An 18,320-nucleotide genomic window follows, 5' to 3' on the forward strand; every position below is an offset into this window, starting at 1 on the left:
GTATATGCGCGATCTCGGGATCACAGCATATACCCAAAACAGGAGATATACCCAAAATGCCAAAGCGTATCGTACCTTTAACCGATCTGCAGATAAGCAGGGCGAAACCCAAAGGCAAACCGACCACCCTTTTCGATGGCGGGGGGCTCTTCGTCCTCATCAGCCCCGCCGGCGGCAAGCTGTGGCGGTTCAAATACCGGTTCGCCGGCAAGGACAAGCTACTCTCCCTGGGGAGCTACCCTGAGCTTTCCCTCGCGCAAGCGAGGACCAAGCGGACCACGCTTCGAAACTTTCTCTCCGAAGGGATCGATCCGGTCGAGGCGAGAAAGGCCGAGGAGGCGGATAAGATCGCCCAGGCCGGAAACACCTTCGAGACCGTGGCGCGGGACTGGCACGCACGGTTCCACTCCCAGTGGTCCGAAAAGCACGCCGAGCAGATATTGCGGCGCCTGGAGCAGGATGTCTTTCCCTGGATCGGGGCAAGGCCGATAGGCGAGATCAAGGCTCCCGAGATGCTGACCGTCCTGCGCCGGATCGAGGCGCGCTCGCTGGAAACCGCCTTCAGGGTCAAGATCGCCTGCGGCCAGGTCTTCCGCTACGCTGTCGCCGAGGGACGCGCCGACCGGGACCCGGTGGCCGACCTTAAAGGGGCGCTCCCTCCGGTGAAAAACAAGAACTTCGCCGCCCCGACGGACCCCAAGGAGGTGGCGCCGCTTCTGCGCGCAATAGACGATTTCAAGGGCTCCTACGTGGTGAAGTGCGCCATGCAGCTGGCCCCCTTGCTCTTCGTCCGCCCCGGGGAGTTGCGCCACGCCGAATGGTCCGAGATCGATCTCGAGGCCGCCGAGTGGAACATCCCCGGCGCGAAGATGAAGATGGGGCACCCCCATCTGGTTCCCCTGCCGCAACAGGCGGTCGAGATCCTGAGGGGGCTGCACCAGCTGACGGGTCACGGCAAGTACGTCTTTCCCTGCACGCGCTCGACGCAGCGTTGCATGTCCGAGAATTCGGTCAACGCCGGCCTGCGCCGCCTTGGTTTCGAGAAGTCCGAGATCACCGGGCACGGGTTCAGGGCCATGGCGCGTACCATCCTGGACGAGGTGCTGCAGGTCCGTCCCGAGTTGATCGAACACCAGCTCGCCCACCAGGTGAAAGACCCGCTAGGACGCGCCTACAACAGGACCAGCCATCTCGCAGAACGGCGCAAGATGATGCAGACCTGGGCCGACTACCTCGACGGGCTGAAAACCGGCGCGAAGGTGCTCCCCTTCAAAAAGGCAACCGAGAGCGGCGGAGCGTGACGGGTTCCGAAGGTAATACTTGCTCCCTCAGTGTCCACATCTCCGCCGCTCCTGCGCGGTGGCGAGCTTATCGCTACGCGTGCCGGTCGAGGAGAGCCCTGATGGAGTCGACAGGCCAGGCCGCTATCCGCTCCGAGAGCTTCACCGGTGGTGGATAGATCCCCTTCTTGATGCCGGCATACCAGCCGGCGCGACTGATGGGAAAAAGCGGGGTGATGGCAGGCCTCGCCACTCTTGGCCCCCGGCCTGCCTTCCTGTTCGCTGCAGCCTGCTCCTCGGTTATTTCCCTTTGTCCGATGATCTGGTGGAGCCTCACGTACCCGTCGCCGGGCAGCTCATTTCTTGAGTTCATGGCGACCTCCTCTGTTTCCCTCTCGTTAGGCGGGAGGCAGCGGCTGCTTCCGGTGCCAGGTGGACAGTAGCTTAGAGTGTGCCAATCTTAAAGCTCTGTTATCATTGCACCGGCCAATCCCTCTGCCTTTCATGTGGCCTGGGACAGTACACGCCGCTGTTCAAGGCAGGTACACCGCAGCATGAGAACAATTTCTTGCACAATTCGCGAATCGCGAATAGAATATACGGCATGAACCTCAAACCTCAAGACATCTTCATCCTTCTTAAGCTCGTTGTCCTGGACGAGCGCCCCTGGTCCTTCAGTTCCGTCGCCACCGAACTGGCCATGAGCCCGTCCGAGGTGCACGGCGGCATCCAGCGCGCCGCAGCCGCGAGGCTTTACGACCCGCACAGAAAGGTCCCCATCCTGAGGTCCTTGCTGGAGTTCCTGATCCATGGCGTAAAATATGCCTTTCCTGCTAAGAGCGGCGCGCCCACTCGCGGGGTGCCGACCGGGTACGCAGCCCCGCCCCTCAACCGCCTGATCGCCCAATCGGACGATCCGCCGCCTGTCTGGCCCTGCCCGGAGGGGGGCGTCAGGGGGTACGAATTCACTCCCTTGTACCGTTCCGTCCCCCAGGCCGCCATTATAGACGACGCCCTATACCAACTGCTCGCCCTGGTGGACGCGGTCCGCGACGGCAAGGCTCGGGAACGCGAACTCGCCGTGCAGGAACTGACCAGGAGGCTGACTCCACAATGAAAAGAACCGTCGAAACCAACCTCGCCATGATCCGCCGGGTCGCCTTTCGCCTGGGCCAAATCCGGGAACGGGTGGTGTTCCTGGGCGGCGCCGCCACGGCACTGCTCATCACCGACAGCGCCGCCCCAGACGTGCGCATAACCATGGACGTCGACGTGATCGTCGAGATCGCCACCAGAGGAGATTACTACCGCTTGTCGGAGGACCTTCGCAGCGCCGGTTTCGCAGAGGATATCCAGGAGGGGGCGCCGCTTTGCCGGTGGCAGGTGGAGGGGATCGCCCTCGATGTCATGCCCACCAACGAGGAGATCCTGGGCTTCAGCAACCAGTGGTACCCCGACGCCCTGGTGCACGCAACCACGGAAAGCATAGGCGATGACATGACCATCCGGGTGGTCACCGCCCCTTATTTTCTCGCCACAAAGATCGAGGCTTTCCGCAACCGGGGGAGGTGGGACTTCTACGCGAGCCACGACATGGAGGACATCGTCACCCTCCTGGACGGGAGGCCGGAAATCGTGGAAGAAGTAGCCTCCGCCCCTGAGGATGTAAAGGAATTCCTGGCGGGAGAGTTCGCAAGGTTCCTGAGTCACCGCTCCTTTCTCGACGCCCTTCCCGGCCACCTGCTGCCCGATATGGCCAGCCAGCGGAGAGTCCCGATCCTACTGGAAAGGATCAACGCTATAGCCCGGTTGTGAGGGGTAGCCCTGCTCTCTGAGCAAGAAAAGGTGCCGGCGCATCCGGAACTTTCCGCATCTGCTCCAAGGTCCCGAAGCAGAACCGAAAGGGCGAAATGAGGGGAGGGGGGCGGGGGACTCCCCGCGAAAAGCAGGGCCGGTTCGAAGGGGGACGGAGCAGCCGTACCTCGCAGAACGGGCTGGGGCCGCATGAAGCTGCCGGCGTTTCCCCGCCGGCTGCTTCGGTCCTAAAGATCGCCTCGCTACCGGTTTCGCGAGAGCCAGGAAGTCCAACCTGCAGACGAGCTTTCCCGCTTTGACAGAGTCTCCCTGAGCCCGGCCACATGCTCGGACAGGCCCCTGAGCACCACCCCGATTTCCTCCAGGCGGATCTCCACCTTCGACTCCGAAACCGGCTCGCCGGGATCATCATTTACCGCCTTTTCGGACAGCTTTTCCACCGCTGCAGAAAGCATGGCGACCTTCTCGGCGAGCCCTGAAACTTGGCCGAAGGTGGCAGGTGTCCCGGAGAGCTGCCGGGGGAAAAGCCGGTCCCGGATCAGCTCGGAAACGCTCACTCCTGCCTCCTCGGCCTGGCGCCGCAAAAGCTCCTTTTCTTCCTCTGAAAGTCGCAGCGAAATCCTGTCCATAGGCCGTCCGCCAGCCCCCTTATTTTTGTCCGGCGCCCGTGCGACATTTCGGCCCCGGCCGGTCCAGTTGTCATTCCGAAGGCTTAGGCCTCTTTTACGGCGCCTCTGGGGGCGAGCGTGATACCGCGCGCCACCGCGCAACAGGCTGGAAAGACGAGGCTTGCCGATGTCGGACATTTTAGCCCCCGATAGCGGGGCTGCATGAGGTGTGAAAGAAAAAACGTCTGACGAGCGAAGCGAGGCCCGCCTTGTGGTTTTCAACATCCGCGAAGGGCGCGCGCTACGCCTCTTCGACGCCAAGAACTCACTTCTCGAACCCGCGGTCGAACCCCCTGGGGAGGGTAAGCTCCAGCTCGCGTTCCGGACCCTTGGGAACCGGCGTTACTACCCGTGCCGGTCCCGGTATCTGGAGGGGCTTTGACATTGAGGCGAAATCCTTCTCCGCCTGACTTCGCACGTGAGCCGCCTTCGGGCCGCGCACGATTTGCTCCAGCTCCCCGATCTTGTCCCCCAGCTGCCGAACCGTTTCCTGAACCGGGCGCCCCTTTTCCGTAAGCTTCTCCCGGTAGCTCTCCCCGGCGAGGGTGGTGGTCTTCTCGTCCACCGTTTCCACCGAGCGTGTGAGTCCCTCGACCGAGTTGGTGAAGACGCGGGTGCCGAACTGGGCGCGGGTCAGGGAGACGTTGAGCGCGTTGAAGCTCGCTTTGCCGTACTGCTCCGGAGAGGGGAGCTCGGCCCCGGAGGGGAGGGTCTCCTCCCGTCTAGGGTGGACCGGCGCGTACAGGATCGAGTGCTCCACGGTGCTCCCCTGGCTCTTGTGCACGGTGACCGCGTAGGCATGGTCCAGGTGCCGGTAGCGGGCGAGGTCGAGCTCCACCTTCCGGTCCCCCAGGTCGACGAGGGCGCGACCCCTTTCATCCAGTTCCCCGATCACCCCCATGGCCCCGTTCTGCAGGTCGAGCTTCGCATCGTTCTTCAAGAGCACGACGCGGTCTCCCACGGCGAAATTGCGCTCCTCTTCCCGGTACAGCATGGTCTTCCCCGCCATCTCGGCGGCGGAGAACTGTTTGGTCACGGTGCGGGAGAGATCCCGCCCGCCGCGCTTTTTGGTGTGGAAGGAGTAGGTCACCTGGACCAGGTTCCGCTCCCGGTCGATGCCGGTCACCTTAGCCTCGGTGTTCAGCCGCGCTCCCCAACGCTCCATCTGCCCGTCCGCGCGCCTCGTCCCGGTAAAGAGCACCGAGTCGCCTATCTGGTACCCTTCCACCGTAACCCCCTGGCGCACCGGGGCGAGCACAGGGAAGGAGTTTCCCTCGGCGATCTCGCCGGAGAGGACACGCGCCTGCCGGATCTCCAGGTTTAGCTCCCTGCGCGCCGCGTTGGTGGTGGTGAGAAGGAGCACCTGCCGAGACTCCCCCGCCGCCTCCCGCTCGGGAAGCTGCGAGGGCTTGCGGCTTTCTTCCAGGTAATGCTTAACCACCGCATCTCGCAGCGCCCCAGGCTCGGGCAACTCGACCAGCTCGCGCCTTTTTTCCAGAAGACCTAGCGCCTCGCGCGCGTTCTGGGCCAAGAGGCGGTCCTCCCGGTTCAAGCCGCGCGCGATCTGCAACAGCCCCGGGTCCCTCTGCCTTAAAATCTCGGTCAGGTGAGCGTAGTCGATCTCCCCCCTCTCCCCCAGCTCCCTCAAGGGGGCGAGCAGGTTCCCCGCCTGGATCCCCTGCATCTGCTTCGCGTCCCCCAGAAGGTGCAGCTTCACCCAGGCGCCACTTTTCTGCAGTTCCTCCACCACGTCGAGGAGCCGCGCCGTCTGCCTCGCCCCCAGAAAGCCCGCCTCGTCCACACGAATCACCACCTGCGTCCCAGGCTCAGTGGGGATGAAAATCTTCTCACCCCTTACCGTTACCATGGGCGGCTCCCCGTTTTGCCTCTGTAGGTCAAATTTGGAAGCCGGATTGGCGTTTTCGAAACTGTGGATGGTGCAGGCGGGTCTGCCGGTGGCAAGCGATAATTCTCGGGCGGCCTTGCCGGTGTAGGCTAAGTTGATGGAGAGGTGCTCCTGACAGAAGTGGCGCAGCACCTCTTCGTTGTAACGCTCCACGAGTTCCAAGGTCGAGGTCTTCGCGGTGCCCGGATCGCCGAGTGAAAAGGTCATCCCATGCTTCCCGGTCAACTCGTTGTAGAGCTCGGCTGTCTGCCCGGCCGTGAACGTCCGGCCCTCCTCTTCTGCAACCCGCTCAAGGAACCAGTTGAGGTCTGGGGGGGAGGTGCTGCTCTGGAAAGAGGGGAGGGCCCTGATCCGTTCCAGGTTCCTGGCCTCGAGCTCCATCATCTCCTTGGTGCTGTAGAACTCCCGGCCAAACGCGTCGCGGCCGACCTTGAACACGCCTTCGGTCCCGCCGTCGATGGCGGCATCCAGCTCCGCTAGCGCATGCTCCCCACCCGAGATGCGCACCGCCTGGTCCAGAAGCTTGGCCCGGTCGACCACCGCCTCCCGCTCGGTCAGGTCCCGGACCGCCAATGCCACGGCCCTCGAGGCATCAGACACCTCCCGCTGCACAGCGGTTCCGTGCTCCTGCTCCAGGTCGAGCCGTACGCCGTCCATCGAGGCGCCGCAGACCTCGAAGCCCTGCCTGAAGTACCGGGCCAGCTCCTCCTTCGTGATGGCGCGCTTCGGGTCGCGGGTCTCCAGCGCCGCCATCTCGTAAAGCCGGGCATGGGGCACCCCGGCAAAGAGCCCCTCTGCCTGCCACTCTTCCACCTGCCTGTCGATCTGCTTGCGCCTGGTAGAGAAGTGGTCTATTAGCGCGGGATCTACCCCCTTCAGCTCGATGTACATTTCGGAGCGGTCCTTCACCGTCACCTGGAACCCCCGGTCCGCGAGCTCGCGGGAGAGCGCCTGCCGGTACAGGCGGCCGAGCAACTTCTGGTTCTTGAAAAAGAGGTCGGTCGTATTGGCCCTGAAGCTTCCGTCCGGTGTCCTCACCGCGTTCACCAGGAAGACGTGCGAGTGCAGCTGCGGGTCTACGCTCCTTGACGTGGCGTGGTCGAACTTGGCCGCCACCAGCTCGCCGCTTGCCGCCCTCCCGGCGTGCCGGTAGTGGCAGTAGTGCTGCTCGATATGATCGAGCACCGAGAGCACCGCCGCGTCATGGGCCTCCTTCACCCCCTGCACCCCAGCCACGTAGGCGATGGATACCGACTTGGGGGCGGAGAAGGTGGCGTCGTTCCCCGCCCGCCGCACTTCGATGAGCTCAGAGGTCTTCGGGTCCCTCCCGTGCCCAGAAACGACCAAAGTCCCCCCGCCCGGCGACTCGCCCCGGCAAACGGCCCGGAAATCCTCGGGTGAGACCGGCCCCGTTAGCCCCAGCGCCTCGGCTCCCTTGCCGCACCAAAGGCTCGCTCCGGGTTCTTCGGCTCCCCCCAGGTAGTAGTCCTCCCTGGAGAAGTACCCTCCCGCGTGCCCTGCTGTCATCCCTCTGGATAGGGTCATCATGGCCTTGCTCCCGTGGCGGCTTTATCATTCTGCGGTTTAAAAACGAGTGGGCTCTTCGGTTCCTTGACCTCGGCATACCGTTGGACAAGCTGCTCTGGTAGACGAACTACGGCTTTTCCTCGCTTCCAGCCCTTCACAGACTATTGCAAGATGCTAATATTTCAACGAGAAATATTACATTGATTGGGACTAACCATGCGTGTTAAGGTGCGGGGCGACCGTTCGAGCAGCCCCATAGGAGGGTTCTTGCTCAAGAACATGAAGACGCAGACCCATCTGAAACCGGGGCAGAAGGGGACCAAACGGCTGGTAGCGGAATACGGTCAGTCGCTGGTGTGTGTGCGTTACCGGTACGATAAGGTCCGACGGGTCAGGCTGAAGACCGTCGAGATCATCGTGGAGGAGAAGGCCTGGCCCTTTCCCCCTGAGCATGGGGATGGGGACATGATTGCTTTGCGTGTGGGATACGCGGAAAAGGCTCTCCGCGCCAAACTGAAAGCCGTAGGAGGCAGGTGGGACCCGGTTGAGAAGGTCTGGCGTGTTCCGTTTTGTTCCGTCCAGGGGACGGAGTTGGAAGCGAGGATCCTGAAGGAGTAGTAGCCTCTTCAATGAGAAGATGTAGAGAATGTTTCTAACACAAAAGTTGCTTATATAGGGAACCAATACTTGTTACCTATATAGGTAGCAAGTACCTTATATAGGTAACCGGTAACCTATATAGGTAACTTTTCTAACCGGTCAATAACAATGTTATGCGGGAGGGAAAGATGGCAATACCTGACTACGTTTACAAGTATGAAAGCGTGAATACATATAGTCTTAAAAATTTGAAAGCCCAAGCGATTTATATGGCTTCGCCGCTCTCGTTCAATGATCCTTTTGACTGTGCGCTACATACTGTGATGAAAGAGATATCAGATGGGGACTTGGAGAGGTTGGTTTCATTCTACGTCGAACAGGAAGATGTGCCGGACCCGGTGAAGAAACAGTTTCTTTCAGCGAGTAAAGATGGGCTGAAGGCGATGTTGTCTAAAGCAAGCAAATCAGCGATAGACCACACCGTGCAGCAGTTTCTAGACCTTCGCGGCGTATCATGTTTCTCCGAAAAAAAAGATGATTTACTGATGTGGGCGCATTACGGTGGATGCTATCGCGGCTTCTGTCTAGAGTTTAGGACGGGCTTCGAGATGTTCAACAAGTTGATGCAAGTCAACTACAGTCCAGAACTTCCACGCCTGGATGTTGCGGCATGTTTGATTGAGAAAGACTTTGATCATATGGCAAAATTATATTGCACAAAGTCCATAAACTGGCAGTACGAACAAGAGTGGCGACTCATTCACCAAAAAGCTGGAACTTCTTACATATACCCTCCGGAGGCTCTGAAAGGTATTTATTTTGGACCTAACATCGAAGATGAAATGATGGAAATACTATGTCTCATAATCCAGGGCCAGAATCCCCAAGTCGAGTTCTGGCGAGGCCATCTCAGTAAGTCGGAATTTAAAGTGGAATTCGCAAAGGTGGACTATACCCCCCATGTAAAAGCGAAAGAGATGGGGTTGGTATAACCAGAAAGATGCACCTGACCAAAAAACATCAGGTGATCTTCCAGTCGTTGATTTAAAGACGAATAAGCGAGAAATGTAACGGCGGAGCGCTATGTAGCATTGGTTCGAGGATATTATGGCAAAAGAGCCTGCAGAATATAATTCAAAATTGATTAGCAATATTGGTAGCCTTGTTGCTGTAACTTCAGCCATGAGTGTGCTGCTCTCCGTGTTATACGAATTTGGCTATTACAGACTGGGAGCTGGAATTCCAATCCCTAAGATTCCCACAGCTATGAGTGATCATTTAAAGGCTTGTTTTATGTGGCTACCTATAGCCATTGCTATGATAGCATCTGCCTTTTTAACTATTTTGGTATTGAAAGCTAAGGAAAAGCCAAGCAAGGTTAGCTCTGCCTCAGATAACAGTATTGAGCCTGTATCGTATAAAAAGCGAAACCTGCATGTAGTACCGATATCACTAATTGTACTCTCTACCATTGTCTCTATTATCCTCTATCTTATAAAAGTACCAAACTATTTCTTTATTTCATCATTGGCATGGATATTGTTTTATGTGATTCAGTATATTGCGGCTATTTTCTCAGAAATTTTTATAAAAAAGGGTAAATATTCGGATGGTGTCTATATTGGTGCAATGCTTTCCGCAAACATACTTATATATTTCATTACCTCTGGTTACACAAACGCAAGAAGCGAAATTGAGGCAAAGGAATACAAGTATGAAATAACTCTTAAGGACGCCACCTCTCCAAAGATAAAAGCCAACATACTTAGAAGCTACGACAAAGTTACCTTTTTCACCTATTCTTCACAAAAACTTGTTTTCATGCAGAACGACCAGATTAAATCTATAGCAACAAGGTGATTTATAAGGCGGAAAGCTCCAGTGACTGGTCCCCGTGGGGGCCAAACCGGACTATGGACTTTAAAAAGGAAGTTCCCAACCAGAAAGTTGGACCGGCCGAAAACCCTGCCGGTCAACTTCCACCACGTTGGCAGAACCCATCGGACCTTTGTAGCTTTACCCTTTGATTTTATTGTGCATGGGAGGGAGTATGCGTAAACATATTCTACCGGTAACCGTCGCGTTGCTTACAGTGGCTGTAGGTGTTAAGGCCTTTGCCCTGGGACCTAGCGATTACATGGGCCTGACTCCCCAACAGATGCAAAGCGTCATCGACAGCCAGCGAGCGTATGACGAGATGAACCTTCGAGCGGTAATAGAGCTTAAAAGGCAGGAACAGGAGGCAATCAGTGAGCGCAACAGGCAGATCGAATATCAGCAAAGAAATCCATTTGCAAACTGTACCGCGATGGGCGAGGTGCGAGGTAAAGATTTCGAGGAAATGAAGGCGCTCGGCGTGAAAATGGGGGCGACAAATTACCAGCTCATCGAAACCACCGCAAGCTATGTCCGGGCCAATATCTACAGCTGCCCGCAGCAAAAATAGGAGGTCACATGCCAGCCGAGATAAGCGCGATTACCGTGTCCAAGGGCACGCCGGAATTACCAGGCCCGACCGTTGTGCAGTTGAAGCTGACCGGGTACATGGGCAACTGCGAGACAGGCATCATGATATCGCCACTACTGCAAACAGATAGGGAGATTGATGAAGCGGTAGAAACCATTATCCGCGAAGCCAGGAAAGCCGGAGGAGTCGCAAAGGCCATGCTGACCAAAAGTAAAGTGAAGTAGACCGGTGCTAAAGGGGCTGAGGAAACTAGTTCTTGATCAGGATATAAATTTTGCGGTAAGACTCGGCTGATTCAGTTGATGGAAGCTGGTGAAAGGCCGAGATCAGCCAAGAGAGTTGAAGAAACTGCAAGCGCCAACAAAGCGCGAAGACGGACTCCGCGACCGATGAGAGTTGGAAGGGTAGGATTGAGTTGAGCGCTACGCCGGTCACGCAAGCGTTACCCAGCAAGTCAACCAACTCAACAAGGTTGATTTCGAGCCCAGGTAGGAGGAAAGTAGATGAGTGCTCTTGAACTGCAATGCCCAGAGTGTGGACACTATGGCGGCCATGAAGTTGAACAAACTCAACGGGATCCTGGTAACCTTACGTGTATCCCTGATAATAATTTCCCTGTATTCATGCCAAATTACCGCGTTCGCATAAAGAGGTGTATCAAATGTCATAAGCAATTCGGAAGTATCGAAATGCCGGAAATGTATTTCGAGGCAATTGTCAGCGAAATTAATCGCTTGAGCGAACTTGAAAAGACTAGAGGAGAGGACAAAGATAAAATTCAAAGTCTAACTAACAAACTCAAGCAGGTTGCAGAGATAAGCAACAACATATAGTGAGGGGGGGGTGGCGGCCTTAGCGGGGACGCAGACAAGAAGGCTTGCCGCTGGTAATTTATGTAACTTATTAATGTCGATTGGAGGCATAAGGGGTAAATTCCAACCAAGGAGTTGGACCGGATCAAAACCGGCCGGTCAACTTCCGCCGTTGGCAAAGGGCGCCTATAACCGGTGAATCGGGGTCGAACCCTGCTAACGACTGTTTTTTAGTATACTTTGGGTATATTTTTTACGTATACCCAAATTTAAAAATATAACAATATCATATATATAAGTCTACGATTTGACCCCGGCTCCGGGCACCACGAAAACAGCAGAAGATTGAAGTCCGATAAAAAAGGGCCACGCGATAGCGTGGCCCTTTTTGCTGTTTGCGGCTAAACCCGGTGCCACTTGCACAACCCGCTTTACAGCTCTTCCTATTATCCAGTGGGTATGCATTTCTCGGGAGGGGAATTGCATTCCCGAGCTCCAGAAATATTTCCCCTCATCAACTTTTGCATTTCCCAAGCGGGAGCTGTCATTTCCGGTGCAACTTTGGTATTACCCGGAGCAGAAATTGCCATTCCCAAAGCAACTTTTGCAATTCCCGAAGCAGAGTTGGCATTCTCCGAGCAACTTTGGTAATTCCCGGAGCTGAAATTGCAATTTCCAGAGCACCTTTTGCATTTCCCGGAGCGGAGTTGGCATTTCCCGAGTAACTTTTGTATTTCCCTCAGCGGAAATTGCCATTACCAAAGCAACTTTTGCATTTTCCAGAGCGGAATTGGCATTTTCTGAGTAACTTTTGTATTTCGCAGAGCGGAAATTACTATTCCCAACGCAACTTTTGCATTTCCCGGAACAGGAATTGCCAAACCTGGATAAACTGTCGAATTTTTGCGCTAGATGCACATGACCAGCCTCGCTTCGCATGACGGTCCCCTCAAATCATTAGATAATTTGACCGATGCCTTGGCCTCAGGTACATTGGTACAATTTTATTTGCAGAGGTGACGTCCTCTTGCCCTCGTGTCGAGAGAAATTGTTCAGGCAACTTCATCTCATCACAGCGTTGGCAGTTGTCGGAAGGAGTCAACGTTGGGTTGCAGGGGGATAGACAGTTTTCTGCCCATCCCCCCAGAGAGGTATTTAGGTTATGAAGACCCAATATTATACGGCATCTAGTCTTGATGGATTTATTGCGACAGAGGACGACTCGTTGGAGTGGCTGTTTCCTCTTGCGAATCTGGAGGACTCGAGCTATCCGGAATTCATTGCCGAGGTTGGCGCACTGGCAATGGGATCCGCCACCTACGAGTGGATGATCCGCAATGCCGCCACGGTTGCCGCCGAGACCGGATCGCCTTGGCCCTACACCCAGCCTGCCTGGGTATTCACCAGTCGCACACTATCGGCAATCGAAGGCGCAGATATCAGGTTCGTCAAAGGTGATGTACGCCAGGTTCACGAGGAAATGCGTGCGGCGGCAGGGACGAAAAACATCTGGATTGTCGGGGGCGGAGACCTGGCGGGGCAGTTTCATGATGCAGGGCTTCTGGACGAACTCATCGTTCAGATAGGCTCTGTCACCCTGGGGCGAGGGAAGCAGTTGTTTCCGCGCCGTGTTCTGAGCCCGATCCTGCGCCTTACTTCCGTCCGCCAGATGGGGGCCGGTATGGTTGAACTGCGGTATGAGGTAGGGAAATAGCATCATGCGTAGTTGGGACTGTGCTTGAGGAGCCCCTGATTTAGCTAGCGCAGCTGGAATTTCACCATTACATCCACTTTGGGGCTTCCGGCGGGGGCCGTGTAATTCACTTCGAGCTGCGACTTGATCCCGAACATCTTCTCAAAGCTGTTGCTCAAGACTCCAATCGGGTCGGTGGCTACCATCAACGCTTCGTCATACCAGTCGCGCTCTGCCTTTTGCCTGATGTTTTTACGTACCGGCTCGAACAGGTACTTCCCTATCACTGATCCTACGACTGGGGTGACGAACATGTCTTGTATGGAGGGTTTTTCGAAAAAGCACTCAACCCCGAATTCGTATAGGGTGGATAGCGCAGCCGAGTAGAGGAAAGATTGACCTTCTTCGAACCCTCGCTCTCTTGCCCTCGTGTAATATGCCGCTCCCCAGTATGGATGCAGGATGTAGTTGAGATAAAACTTGTCTTTATCTATCCCGGGGTTCTTAACGTTCTGCTCGTAGTTCCTCAAGCTGTTCTTCTTCTGTTGGGGGCTCCAGCCCGAGACGCTCTCAGGCATGACATAAAGAACTCCGATTGCCGCGACCTGTGCTCCGACGATGATTCCGGTATCGCGCCAGAGCCCGCCCTGGTCCTTGCTCTTGTTGTAAGACCGTGGAATCGCCGCCGTAGTATCTTGGATTGCACTTTCTCCCTCGCTCGATGCGCTGGAGGATCTGCGCACTTGGTCCGGTACAGGAACTTCAGTGGAAACAGGGGAGGGGAGATAAATACCCACAGGAAGCTCTGTGGCTTGAGATGTTCCAGCCATCACGATAAAGGTGATAATCAGAAGAAAAAGCTGGAGCTGCCTAAACCGTGTACTATATGAAGCAATTACCGCATCGGGGAGCATGTATGCCTCTCAGTTCTGGAGAAACTCCCGCAGGTGCTACTTGAATTGACCCAGATCCAGTTGTATTGCGTCGGAAAAGGATTGACAGCATCTGTCGGCGTTCTTCATTATACCGCCGCTTCACCCCGGATGCCTGACAATTCTCCCTCGGTGCTCTTCCGCGTCTTCGAGGGAACATGACCCTGGCTCCACGGTTTTGCAAAGGGGAGAGCGAACGGTGGTGGAAGGTGCTAGCCGGCAATAAAAAGGCCGCTCTATGGCGGCCATTTCGTTACCCGTTGTACTCTCTGTAATTACAGCTGGATGAACTCTTTGGGCTCGGTGTTGGTCGCCATGGTCCAGATGGTCGCCACGCCGTTTCTCAACCTGTACACGGCCAGCTGCTCGTATCCCACCTTGTCTATCCACGGCTTCAGGAAATCACGCTTCTGCACGATCTCCTTCTTCAGTTCCAGGTCCTCCAGCGCCTCGACTGTCCCGGTCACCCTCACCTGGATCAGGTTCTCGAAGATCCCATTGGTGAAACACATCTCCACTTTGGGGTTCACGCTCAGCTGCCGGTACAGGTCCTTGATCTTCCCGGTATTGAACACGATGCCTTCGTCGTCCGCCCTGAACAGAAGCATCCCACGCACGTGAGGGGTGTCGCCGTCAACGGTCGCCATGTGGAAAATAGGGTTGGCGTTCAGGAACTCCAAAATCTGTTGCTTATTCATCTCTACTTTCATAGCTGCCTCCTTATCTGAAGTTCCTGCGCACGGGCTTCTTCGCCGCTGGGAGGAACTTGATCTTTGCTTCACCGCCAAGTGAATATATACAACTAATCTCCGTCACGCAAGCTGGTGTGGTTGAATCGGCCATACTACCCGTGAATCCTGACTGTTACAACCTTCATCTTGACAGCTTTGTGTATACGGCAGTAGGATTTCTGTACCTCTGACTCTGCCGCGTCTCGTTTTGTTGCTGCTTTTGCACAAGGGAGGCCAGACGATGCTATTTCATAGACGAGTCAATGACAAAAGACATGGGCTGCTGCTGGATCATCCATTGGACGCCCCTTCCTGCTGCACCGTCTGTGCAGCCTTGTGTTGCCGCTCCTTTCCCAATGTCGACCTCTCTTGGGGCGAGTATCAGCTTCTGGAGAGGCTGGGTGCGACCCGCCTTCATTTCTCCCTCTACGGTCCGCACAAATTGATCATCGAAAACGGCTGCGAGTTCCTGGTCGACAACAGGTGCGGCATCTACGAGCAGCGGCCGGAGATCTGCCGGCGTTTCATCTGCCGCAGCGATTAAACCAAGTCGCACGCGGATGACACGGAAACAAAAACGATAACAGCAGATCAAACTATCCGTGAAAGCCTTACATCTCTAAGATGTGATTCTCTTCAGGTTCAATCTGCCGTTCTCCGTGTTTTCCGCTTGATCCATGTGCGATAGTTTTTATCCGCCCTGAAGGTACAATAGGGGCATGAAAACACCTCCCAGACCAGATCCGGCGCAGCGGTGGATTACCACCTTTACCTGGCAGGACAAGATCATTGCCAGGTGCTTCCCGCGCTTTTTTCAGCGTTATGCACCGGACGAGATCAAGGAGCAATGGGAGGCGTACCTGGCGCAAAAGCAAAAACGTAAAAGATGAGGAACGGGGACACTAGCTACAGAAAAGGCTAAACCGCTTCGAGCGGTCTAGCCTTTTTTGATCGTTTGAACCTAAAGGAAGGGGTGCCCATTCCCTGGAACGTCTACTTCCCTTTCTCCATCTCTTTCTTCTTGTCGCTCTTGGACTTTTCCTTGTCTTTGCCTTTATCAGCCGGCTGCGGGACTTCGAGCTCGTTGGTAATGTTCCCCTTGCCTGCGATCCCCTCGGCGATCTTCTCGATGGTCGTTTTCTCCGTTTCAGTTTTAACCGGTCCCTTCAGCGTGACCTTGCCATCGGTGGTCACGATCTTTACGTTGTGGGCCCTGATGGAAAGCGATTTATCCTTTACCACCGCCCTTCTTATCTTCCTGGTGGTCTCCCGGTCGGACTTGCTTTCCTTCTGCTGCTCGGCCGTGACTCCCTTGTTCTCTTCCTTTTTCTTTTTCGCGTTGTCAGCCTTTGTGGCGGTGGAATCCTGGGCGGCTGTGGCTAAGGGCGGTGCACTGATAAGAACAGCGGCTGACAGTGCGAGAACGAACAGCAGGTTTACCTTTTTCATGTCTTGGTTTGCCTCCTTCTCCGGTTGATAGGGATTGCTCCCTTGTGATCTTGCTGTTTGGCTTTGCCGTAACCTGAGTGTTTATCTCTGTTTCCTGCGGTGGGATGACTGCAGGGGTAGAAAGATAAGAAGAAGCTAATACGATATCTGTCTTTGTCAATAGCTCAGGTTACCGCTTGCGGCTGGAATTCGTTCGCCTTCAGCTGCTGAAACCTGTGGCTGTGTCAGCAAAAGCGGCGTCAGAGGTAGCTTGCTTTCGCTGAACCAGTTTTGACTTCGGCGGAGGGTTGGATATCATTGGACTTTTCTTGGAGTCTTGCTACATCGAGAAAGGAGAAGGTTATTTCATCCATCGACGTTTCCCATACCCGCAACATCGGGATCATTTCCCACATCGACGCAGGAAAAACCACCGTTACGGAGCGTATCCTCTTCTACAGCGGGGAGACGCACAAGATGGGGGAGGTGCATGACGGCCAGGCGGTCATGGACTGGATGCCGCAGGAGCAGGAGCGCGGCATAACCATCACCGCCAGCGCAACGTCCTGCCGCTGGGGAGATTACCGGCTCAACCTGATCGACACCCCGGGGCACATCGACTTCACCATCGAGGTGGAGCGAAGCGTGCGCGTTCTGGACGGGGCTGTCGCCATCTTCAGTGCGGTCGAGGGGGTACAGCCGCAAAGCGAACTGGTGTGGCGCCAGGCGGACCGCTACCGTGTCCCGCGCGTCTGTCTCATCAACAAGATGGATCGCATGGGGGCCGATTACAGCAACGTCCTGTCACAGATGGGGCAGCGTCTTGGGGCCAGGCCGGTGCTGCTGCAGCTTCCCGTCGGCGCCGAAGCTTCCTTCTCCGGGGTGATCGACCTCCTTTCCGAGGAATTTTTGACCTTCTCCGAGCAGGACCAGGGAAGGACGGTGGTGAGGGGGGAGGTGCCGCAGGACGCCGTCGAGGCGGTGCGTGAAGCGCGGCTTGAGTTGACGGAGGTGGCTGCGGATTTCGACGACCGGGTGATGGCGGCTTTCCTGGAGGGTAAGAAGGTGGAGACGGCGCTGCTGAAAGAGGCGCTGCGGCAGGGGACCCTTTCCTGCCAGATCTTTCCCGTCCTCTTCGGCTCTGCCCTAAGGAACAAGGGGGTGCAGCCGGTGCTGGATGCCGTATGCCTCTATCTTCCCTCGCCCATCGAGGTAGCGTCGCTGGTGGCCCGCAAGCCCGGCGGCGGTGACCCTGAGCCGGTCCTGTGCGATCCGGGGCGTCCCTTGGCCGCGTTCGCTTTCAAGGTGATGGCGGAGGAGGGGCGGCGGCTTACCTACCTGCGCATCTACAGCGGCACCGTCAAGGCCGGGGCATCGCTTCTCAACGCTACCCGGGGGAACACCGAGCGGGTCCGGCACCTGTTCCACATGCACGCACACAAACGCGAGGAGGTAGCCGAGGCGACAGCGGGGGACATCGTCGCCGTCACCGGCTGCCAGTCGACCCTCACCGGCGACACCCTTTGCGATCAGGCGCATCCGCTGGTCCTCGAAGGGATGACCATTCCCGAACCGGTGGTGTCGATCGCAGTGGAGGCCAAGGGGATTGAGGACCGGGCCGGGCTTCTCACTTCCCTGGAGTACTTCCAGTGGGAGGACCCGACCTTCCGGGTGCACGAGGACCAGGAGACGGGACAGACCATACTGACCGGGATGGGGGAACTGCATCTGGAGGTGATCATAGACCGGCTGCGCCGCGAGTACGGGGTGCAGGTGAAGACGGGGAGACCGCGGGTGGTGTTCCGTGAGGCGCTAAGACGCGAGGTCGAGCGGCGCGAGGTGTTTCAGGCCCTGACCGAGAAGCGTCCGGAGAGGGCGGAGATCCTGCTGCGCCTGGTCCCCCTGTCACGCGGAAGCGGGATACGCATCGTCCTGCCGGAGCCGAAACCGCCTTTAACGGCGGAGCTGCTTGCGACGTTGGAACAGAGCCTTCTGCAGGGATGTCAGGGAGGCGGACGGACCGGGTATGCGCTCACCGACCTGGAGGTGCAGGTGCTGGAGCTGCCGGTTGATCCGGGGATGCCGGCGCCAGGCGAGAATACGCTGAGGGCTGCGGCGCAACGGGGCCTGGCGCTCGCGGCGCGGGAAGCGGAGCCTTACCTGCTAGAACCGATCATGAAACTGGAACTGGAGACACCGGCCGAGTACCTGGGAAAGGTGCTGGGAGGGCTGCAGCAAAAGCGCGGGAGGGTGGAGGGGCTGGACCGGCGGGGGGAGTTGGAGCTGGTGAAGGCCACGGTGCCGCTGGCGGAGATGTTCGGCTACATGACCGAGCTCAGAAGCGCGAGCAAGGGAAGAGGAAGCTATACCATGGAGTTCCAGGGGTTCGAGGAGGCGCCTCTCCAGGTGCAGGAGCAGTTCGGGCTTAGAGGTAGTTTCCACAGCTGAGCGCTTCGCCTCC

The 18,320-nt window shown here is 56.7% G+C and carries 18 protein-coding genes; 12 read left to right on the forward strand and 6 right to left on the reverse strand.

The window, feature by feature from the left end:
• The first annotated feature begins 56 nt into the window (after window positions 1-56).
• Window positions 57-1,301, forward strand: a complete 1,245-nt coding sequence (locus tag GEOBRER4_RS04900) for a tyrosine-type recombinase/integrase (protein ID WP_185244467.1) — start codon at window positions 57-59, stop codon at window positions 1,299-1,301.
• A 73-nt stretch (window positions 1,302-1,374) separates the two neighbouring features.
• Here GEOBRER4_RS04900 and GEOBRER4_RS04905 read toward each other — a convergent pair whose 3' ends face one another.
• On the reverse strand, window positions 1,375-1,653 hold the full coding sequence (locus tag GEOBRER4_RS04905; protein WP_185244468.1) for a helix-turn-helix transcriptional regulator: 279 nt from the start codon (window positions 1,651-1,653) through the stop codon (window positions 1,375-1,377).
• Between the two features lie 231 nt (window positions 1,654-1,884).
• Here GEOBRER4_RS04905 and GEOBRER4_RS04910 point away from each other — a divergent pair, with 231 nt between their 5' ends.
• Together GEOBRER4_RS04910 and GEOBRER4_RS04915 are read left to right on the forward strand one after the other, a co-directional pair.
• Entirely contained in the window at window positions 1,885-2,397 is a 513-nt protein-coding gene (locus GEOBRER4_RS04910) for a hypothetical protein (RefSeq protein WP_185244469.1), read from the forward strand.
• Window positions 2,394-3,095 carry a hypothetical protein gene (locus GEOBRER4_RS04915; RefSeq protein ID WP_185244470.1) on the forward strand — a complete coding sequence of 234 codons (702 nt, stop codon included), beginning with the start codon at window positions 2,394-2,396 and terminating at the stop codon, window positions 3,093-3,095. The genes GEOBRER4_RS04910 and GEOBRER4_RS04915 overlap by 4 nt, the downstream gene beginning before the upstream one ends.
• Window positions 3,096-3,337: 242 nt before the next feature.
• Here GEOBRER4_RS04915 and GEOBRER4_RS04920 read toward each other — a convergent pair whose 3' ends face one another.
• Both GEOBRER4_RS04920 and mobF read right to left on the reverse strand, forming a co-directional pair.
• On the reverse strand, window positions 3,338-3,724 hold the full coding sequence (locus tag GEOBRER4_RS04920; protein ID WP_185244471.1) for a DUF6290 family protein: 387 nt from the start codon (window positions 3,722-3,724) through the stop codon (window positions 3,338-3,340).
• 304 nt (window positions 3,725-4,028) lie between these two features.
• Complete coding sequence (mobF, locus tag GEOBRER4_RS04925; protein ID WP_185244472.1) at window positions 4,029-7,217, reverse strand: MobF family relaxase; 3,189 nt, start codon at window positions 7,215-7,217, stop codon at window positions 4,029-4,031.
• 246 nt (window positions 7,218-7,463) lie between these two features.
• Here mobF and GEOBRER4_RS04930 point away from each other — a divergent pair, with 246 nt between their 5' ends.
• The 7 genes from GEOBRER4_RS04930 (at window position 7,464) to GEOBRER4_RS04960 (ending at window position 12,789) form a co-directional block, all read left to right on the forward strand.
• A complete protein-coding gene (locus GEOBRER4_RS04930) occupies window positions 7,464-7,814 on the forward strand; it encodes a hypothetical protein (RefSeq protein WP_226377889.1) in 351 nt (116 codons plus the stop codon).
• A 170-nt stretch (window positions 7,815-7,984) separates the two neighbouring features.
• Window positions 7,985-8,788, forward strand: coding sequence for a DUF2971 domain-containing protein (locus GEOBRER4_RS04935; RefSeq protein WP_185244473.1), 804 nt, complete (start codon window positions 7,985-7,987; stop codon window positions 8,786-8,788).
• A 115-nt stretch (window positions 8,789-8,903) separates the two neighbouring features.
• On the forward strand, window positions 8,904-9,656 hold the full coding sequence (locus GEOBRER4_RS04940; RefSeq protein ID WP_185244474.1) for a hypothetical protein: 753 nt from the start codon (window positions 8,904-8,906) through the stop codon (window positions 9,654-9,656).
• A gap of 190 nt (window positions 9,657-9,846) precedes the next feature.
• Window positions 9,847-10,242, forward strand: coding sequence for a hypothetical protein (locus GEOBRER4_RS04945; protein WP_185244475.1), 396 nt, complete (start codon window positions 9,847-9,849; stop codon window positions 10,240-10,242).
• Between the two features lie 8 nt (window positions 10,243-10,250).
• Window positions 10,251-10,487, forward strand: coding sequence for a hypothetical protein (locus tag GEOBRER4_RS04950; protein ID WP_185244476.1), 237 nt, complete (start codon window positions 10,251-10,253; stop codon window positions 10,485-10,487).
• Between the two features lie 279 nt (window positions 10,488-10,766).
• A complete protein-coding gene (locus tag GEOBRER4_RS04955) occupies window positions 10,767-11,096 on the forward strand; it encodes a hypothetical protein (protein WP_185244477.1) in 330 nt (109 codons plus the stop codon).
• 1,141 nt (window positions 11,097-12,237) lie between these two features.
• Window positions 12,238-12,789 (forward strand): dihydrofolate reductase family protein, encoded by a 552-nt coding sequence (locus tag GEOBRER4_RS04960; protein WP_185244478.1) that lies wholly within the window; start codon window positions 12,238-12,240, stop codon window positions 12,787-12,789.
• Window positions 12,790-12,833: 44 nt separating this feature from the next.
• Here the strand turns inward: GEOBRER4_RS04960 and GEOBRER4_RS04965 are convergent, their stop codons facing one another.
• Both GEOBRER4_RS04965 and GEOBRER4_RS04970 read right to left on the reverse strand, forming a co-directional pair.
• Window positions 12,834-13,682 (reverse strand): DUF3943 domain-containing protein, encoded by an 849-nt coding sequence (locus GEOBRER4_RS04965; protein WP_185244479.1) that lies wholly within the window; start codon window positions 13,680-13,682, stop codon window positions 12,834-12,836.
• 293 nt (window positions 13,683-13,975) lie between these two features.
• Window positions 13,976-14,410 carry a pyridoxamine 5'-phosphate oxidase family protein gene (locus GEOBRER4_RS04970; protein ID WP_085813561.1) on the reverse strand — a complete coding sequence of 145 codons (435 nt, stop codon included), beginning with the start codon at window positions 14,408-14,410 and terminating at the stop codon, window positions 13,976-13,978.
• Window positions 14,411-14,672: 262 nt separating this feature from the next.
• On the opposite strand from GEOBRER4_RS04970, the gene GEOBRER4_RS04975 reads away from it, so the two are divergent.
• The gene (locus GEOBRER4_RS04975) at window positions 14,673-14,975 is read left to right on the forward strand and encodes a YkgJ family cysteine cluster protein (RefSeq protein WP_185244480.1); all 303 of its coding nucleotides are present in this window, start codon (window positions 14,673-14,675) and stop codon (window positions 14,973-14,975) included.
• A gap of 449 nt (window positions 14,976-15,424) precedes the next feature.
• Here GEOBRER4_RS04975 and GEOBRER4_RS04980 read toward each other — a convergent pair whose 3' ends face one another.
• Window positions 15,425-15,880: a BON domain-containing protein gene (locus GEOBRER4_RS04980; RefSeq protein WP_185244481.1), complete on the reverse strand. Its 456-nt coding sequence runs from the start codon at window positions 15,878-15,880 to the stop codon at window positions 15,425-15,427.
• A 342-nt stretch (window positions 15,881-16,222) separates the two neighbouring features.
• Between GEOBRER4_RS04980 and fusA the strand changes: the two genes are divergently transcribed.
• Window positions 16,223-18,307 (forward strand): elongation factor G, encoded by a 2,085-nt coding sequence (fusA, locus tag GEOBRER4_RS04985; RefSeq protein WP_185245285.1) that lies wholly within the window; start codon window positions 16,223-16,225, stop codon window positions 18,305-18,307.
• The last annotated feature ends 13 nt before the right edge of the window (window positions 18,308-18,320 follow it).

It is taken from the genome of Citrifermentans bremense (genome assembly GCF_014218275.1).
Lineage (GTDB): Bacteria > Desulfobacterota > Desulfuromonadia > Geobacterales > Geobacteraceae > Geomonas > Geomonas pelophila.

What these genes read in the sequence shown, in the direction of transcription:
- GEOBRER4_RS04900 (WP_185244467.1), top strand. Translation starts at nt 57, where the DNA reads ATGCCAAAGCGTATCGTACCTTTAACCGATCTGCAGATAAGCAGGGCG.
- GEOBRER4_RS04905 (WP_185244468.1), bottom strand. Translation starts at nt 1,653, where the DNA reads ATGAACTCAAGAAATGAGCTGCCCGGCGACGGGTACGTGAGGCTCCAC.
- GEOBRER4_RS04910 (WP_185244469.1), top strand. Translation starts at nt 1,885, where the DNA reads ATGAACCTCAAACCTCAAGACATCTTCATCCTTCTTAAGCTCGTTGTC.
- GEOBRER4_RS04915 (WP_185244470.1), top strand. Translation starts at nt 2,394, where the DNA reads ATGAAAAGAACCGTCGAAACCAACCTCGCCATGATCCGCCGGGTCGCC.
- GEOBRER4_RS04920 (WP_185244471.1), bottom strand. Translation starts at nt 3,724, where the DNA reads ATGGACAGGATTTCGCTGCGACTTTCAGAGGAAGAAAAGGAGCTTTTG.
- mobF (WP_185244472.1), bottom strand. Translation starts at nt 7,217, where the DNA reads ATGATGACCCTATCCAGAGGGATGACAGCAGGGCACGCGGGAGGGTAC.
- GEOBRER4_RS04935 (WP_185244473.1), top strand. Translation starts at nt 7,985, where the DNA reads ATGGCAATACCTGACTACGTTTACAAGTATGAAAGCGTGAATACATAT.
- GEOBRER4_RS04940 (WP_185244474.1), top strand. Translation starts at nt 8,904, where the DNA reads ATGGCAAAAGAGCCTGCAGAATATAATTCAAAATTGATTAGCAATATT.
- GEOBRER4_RS04945 (WP_185244475.1), top strand. Translation starts at nt 9,847, where the DNA reads ATGCGTAAACATATTCTACCGGTAACCGTCGCGTTGCTTACAGTGGCT.
- GEOBRER4_RS04950 (WP_185244476.1), top strand. Translation starts at nt 10,251, where the DNA reads ATGCCAGCCGAGATAAGCGCGATTACCGTGTCCAAGGGCACGCCGGAA.
- GEOBRER4_RS04955 (WP_185244477.1), top strand. Translation starts at nt 10,767, where the DNA reads ATGAGTGCTCTTGAACTGCAATGCCCAGAGTGTGGACACTATGGCGGC.
- GEOBRER4_RS04960 (WP_185244478.1), top strand. Translation starts at nt 12,238, where the DNA reads ATGAAGACCCAATATTATACGGCATCTAGTCTTGATGGATTTATTGCG.
- GEOBRER4_RS04965 (WP_185244479.1), bottom strand. Translation starts at nt 13,682, where the DNA reads ATGCTCCCCGATGCGGTAATTGCTTCATATAGTACACGGTTTAGGCAG.
- GEOBRER4_RS04970 (WP_085813561.1), bottom strand. Translation starts at nt 14,410, where the DNA reads ATGAAAGTAGAGATGAATAAGCAACAGATTTTGGAGTTCCTGAACGCC.
- GEOBRER4_RS04975 (WP_185244480.1), top strand. Translation starts at nt 14,673, where the DNA reads ATGCTATTTCATAGACGAGTCAATGACAAAAGACATGGGCTGCTGCTG.
- GEOBRER4_RS04980 (WP_185244481.1), bottom strand. Translation starts at nt 15,880, where the DNA reads ATGAAAAAGGTAAACCTGCTGTTCGTTCTCGCACTGTCAGCCGCTGTT.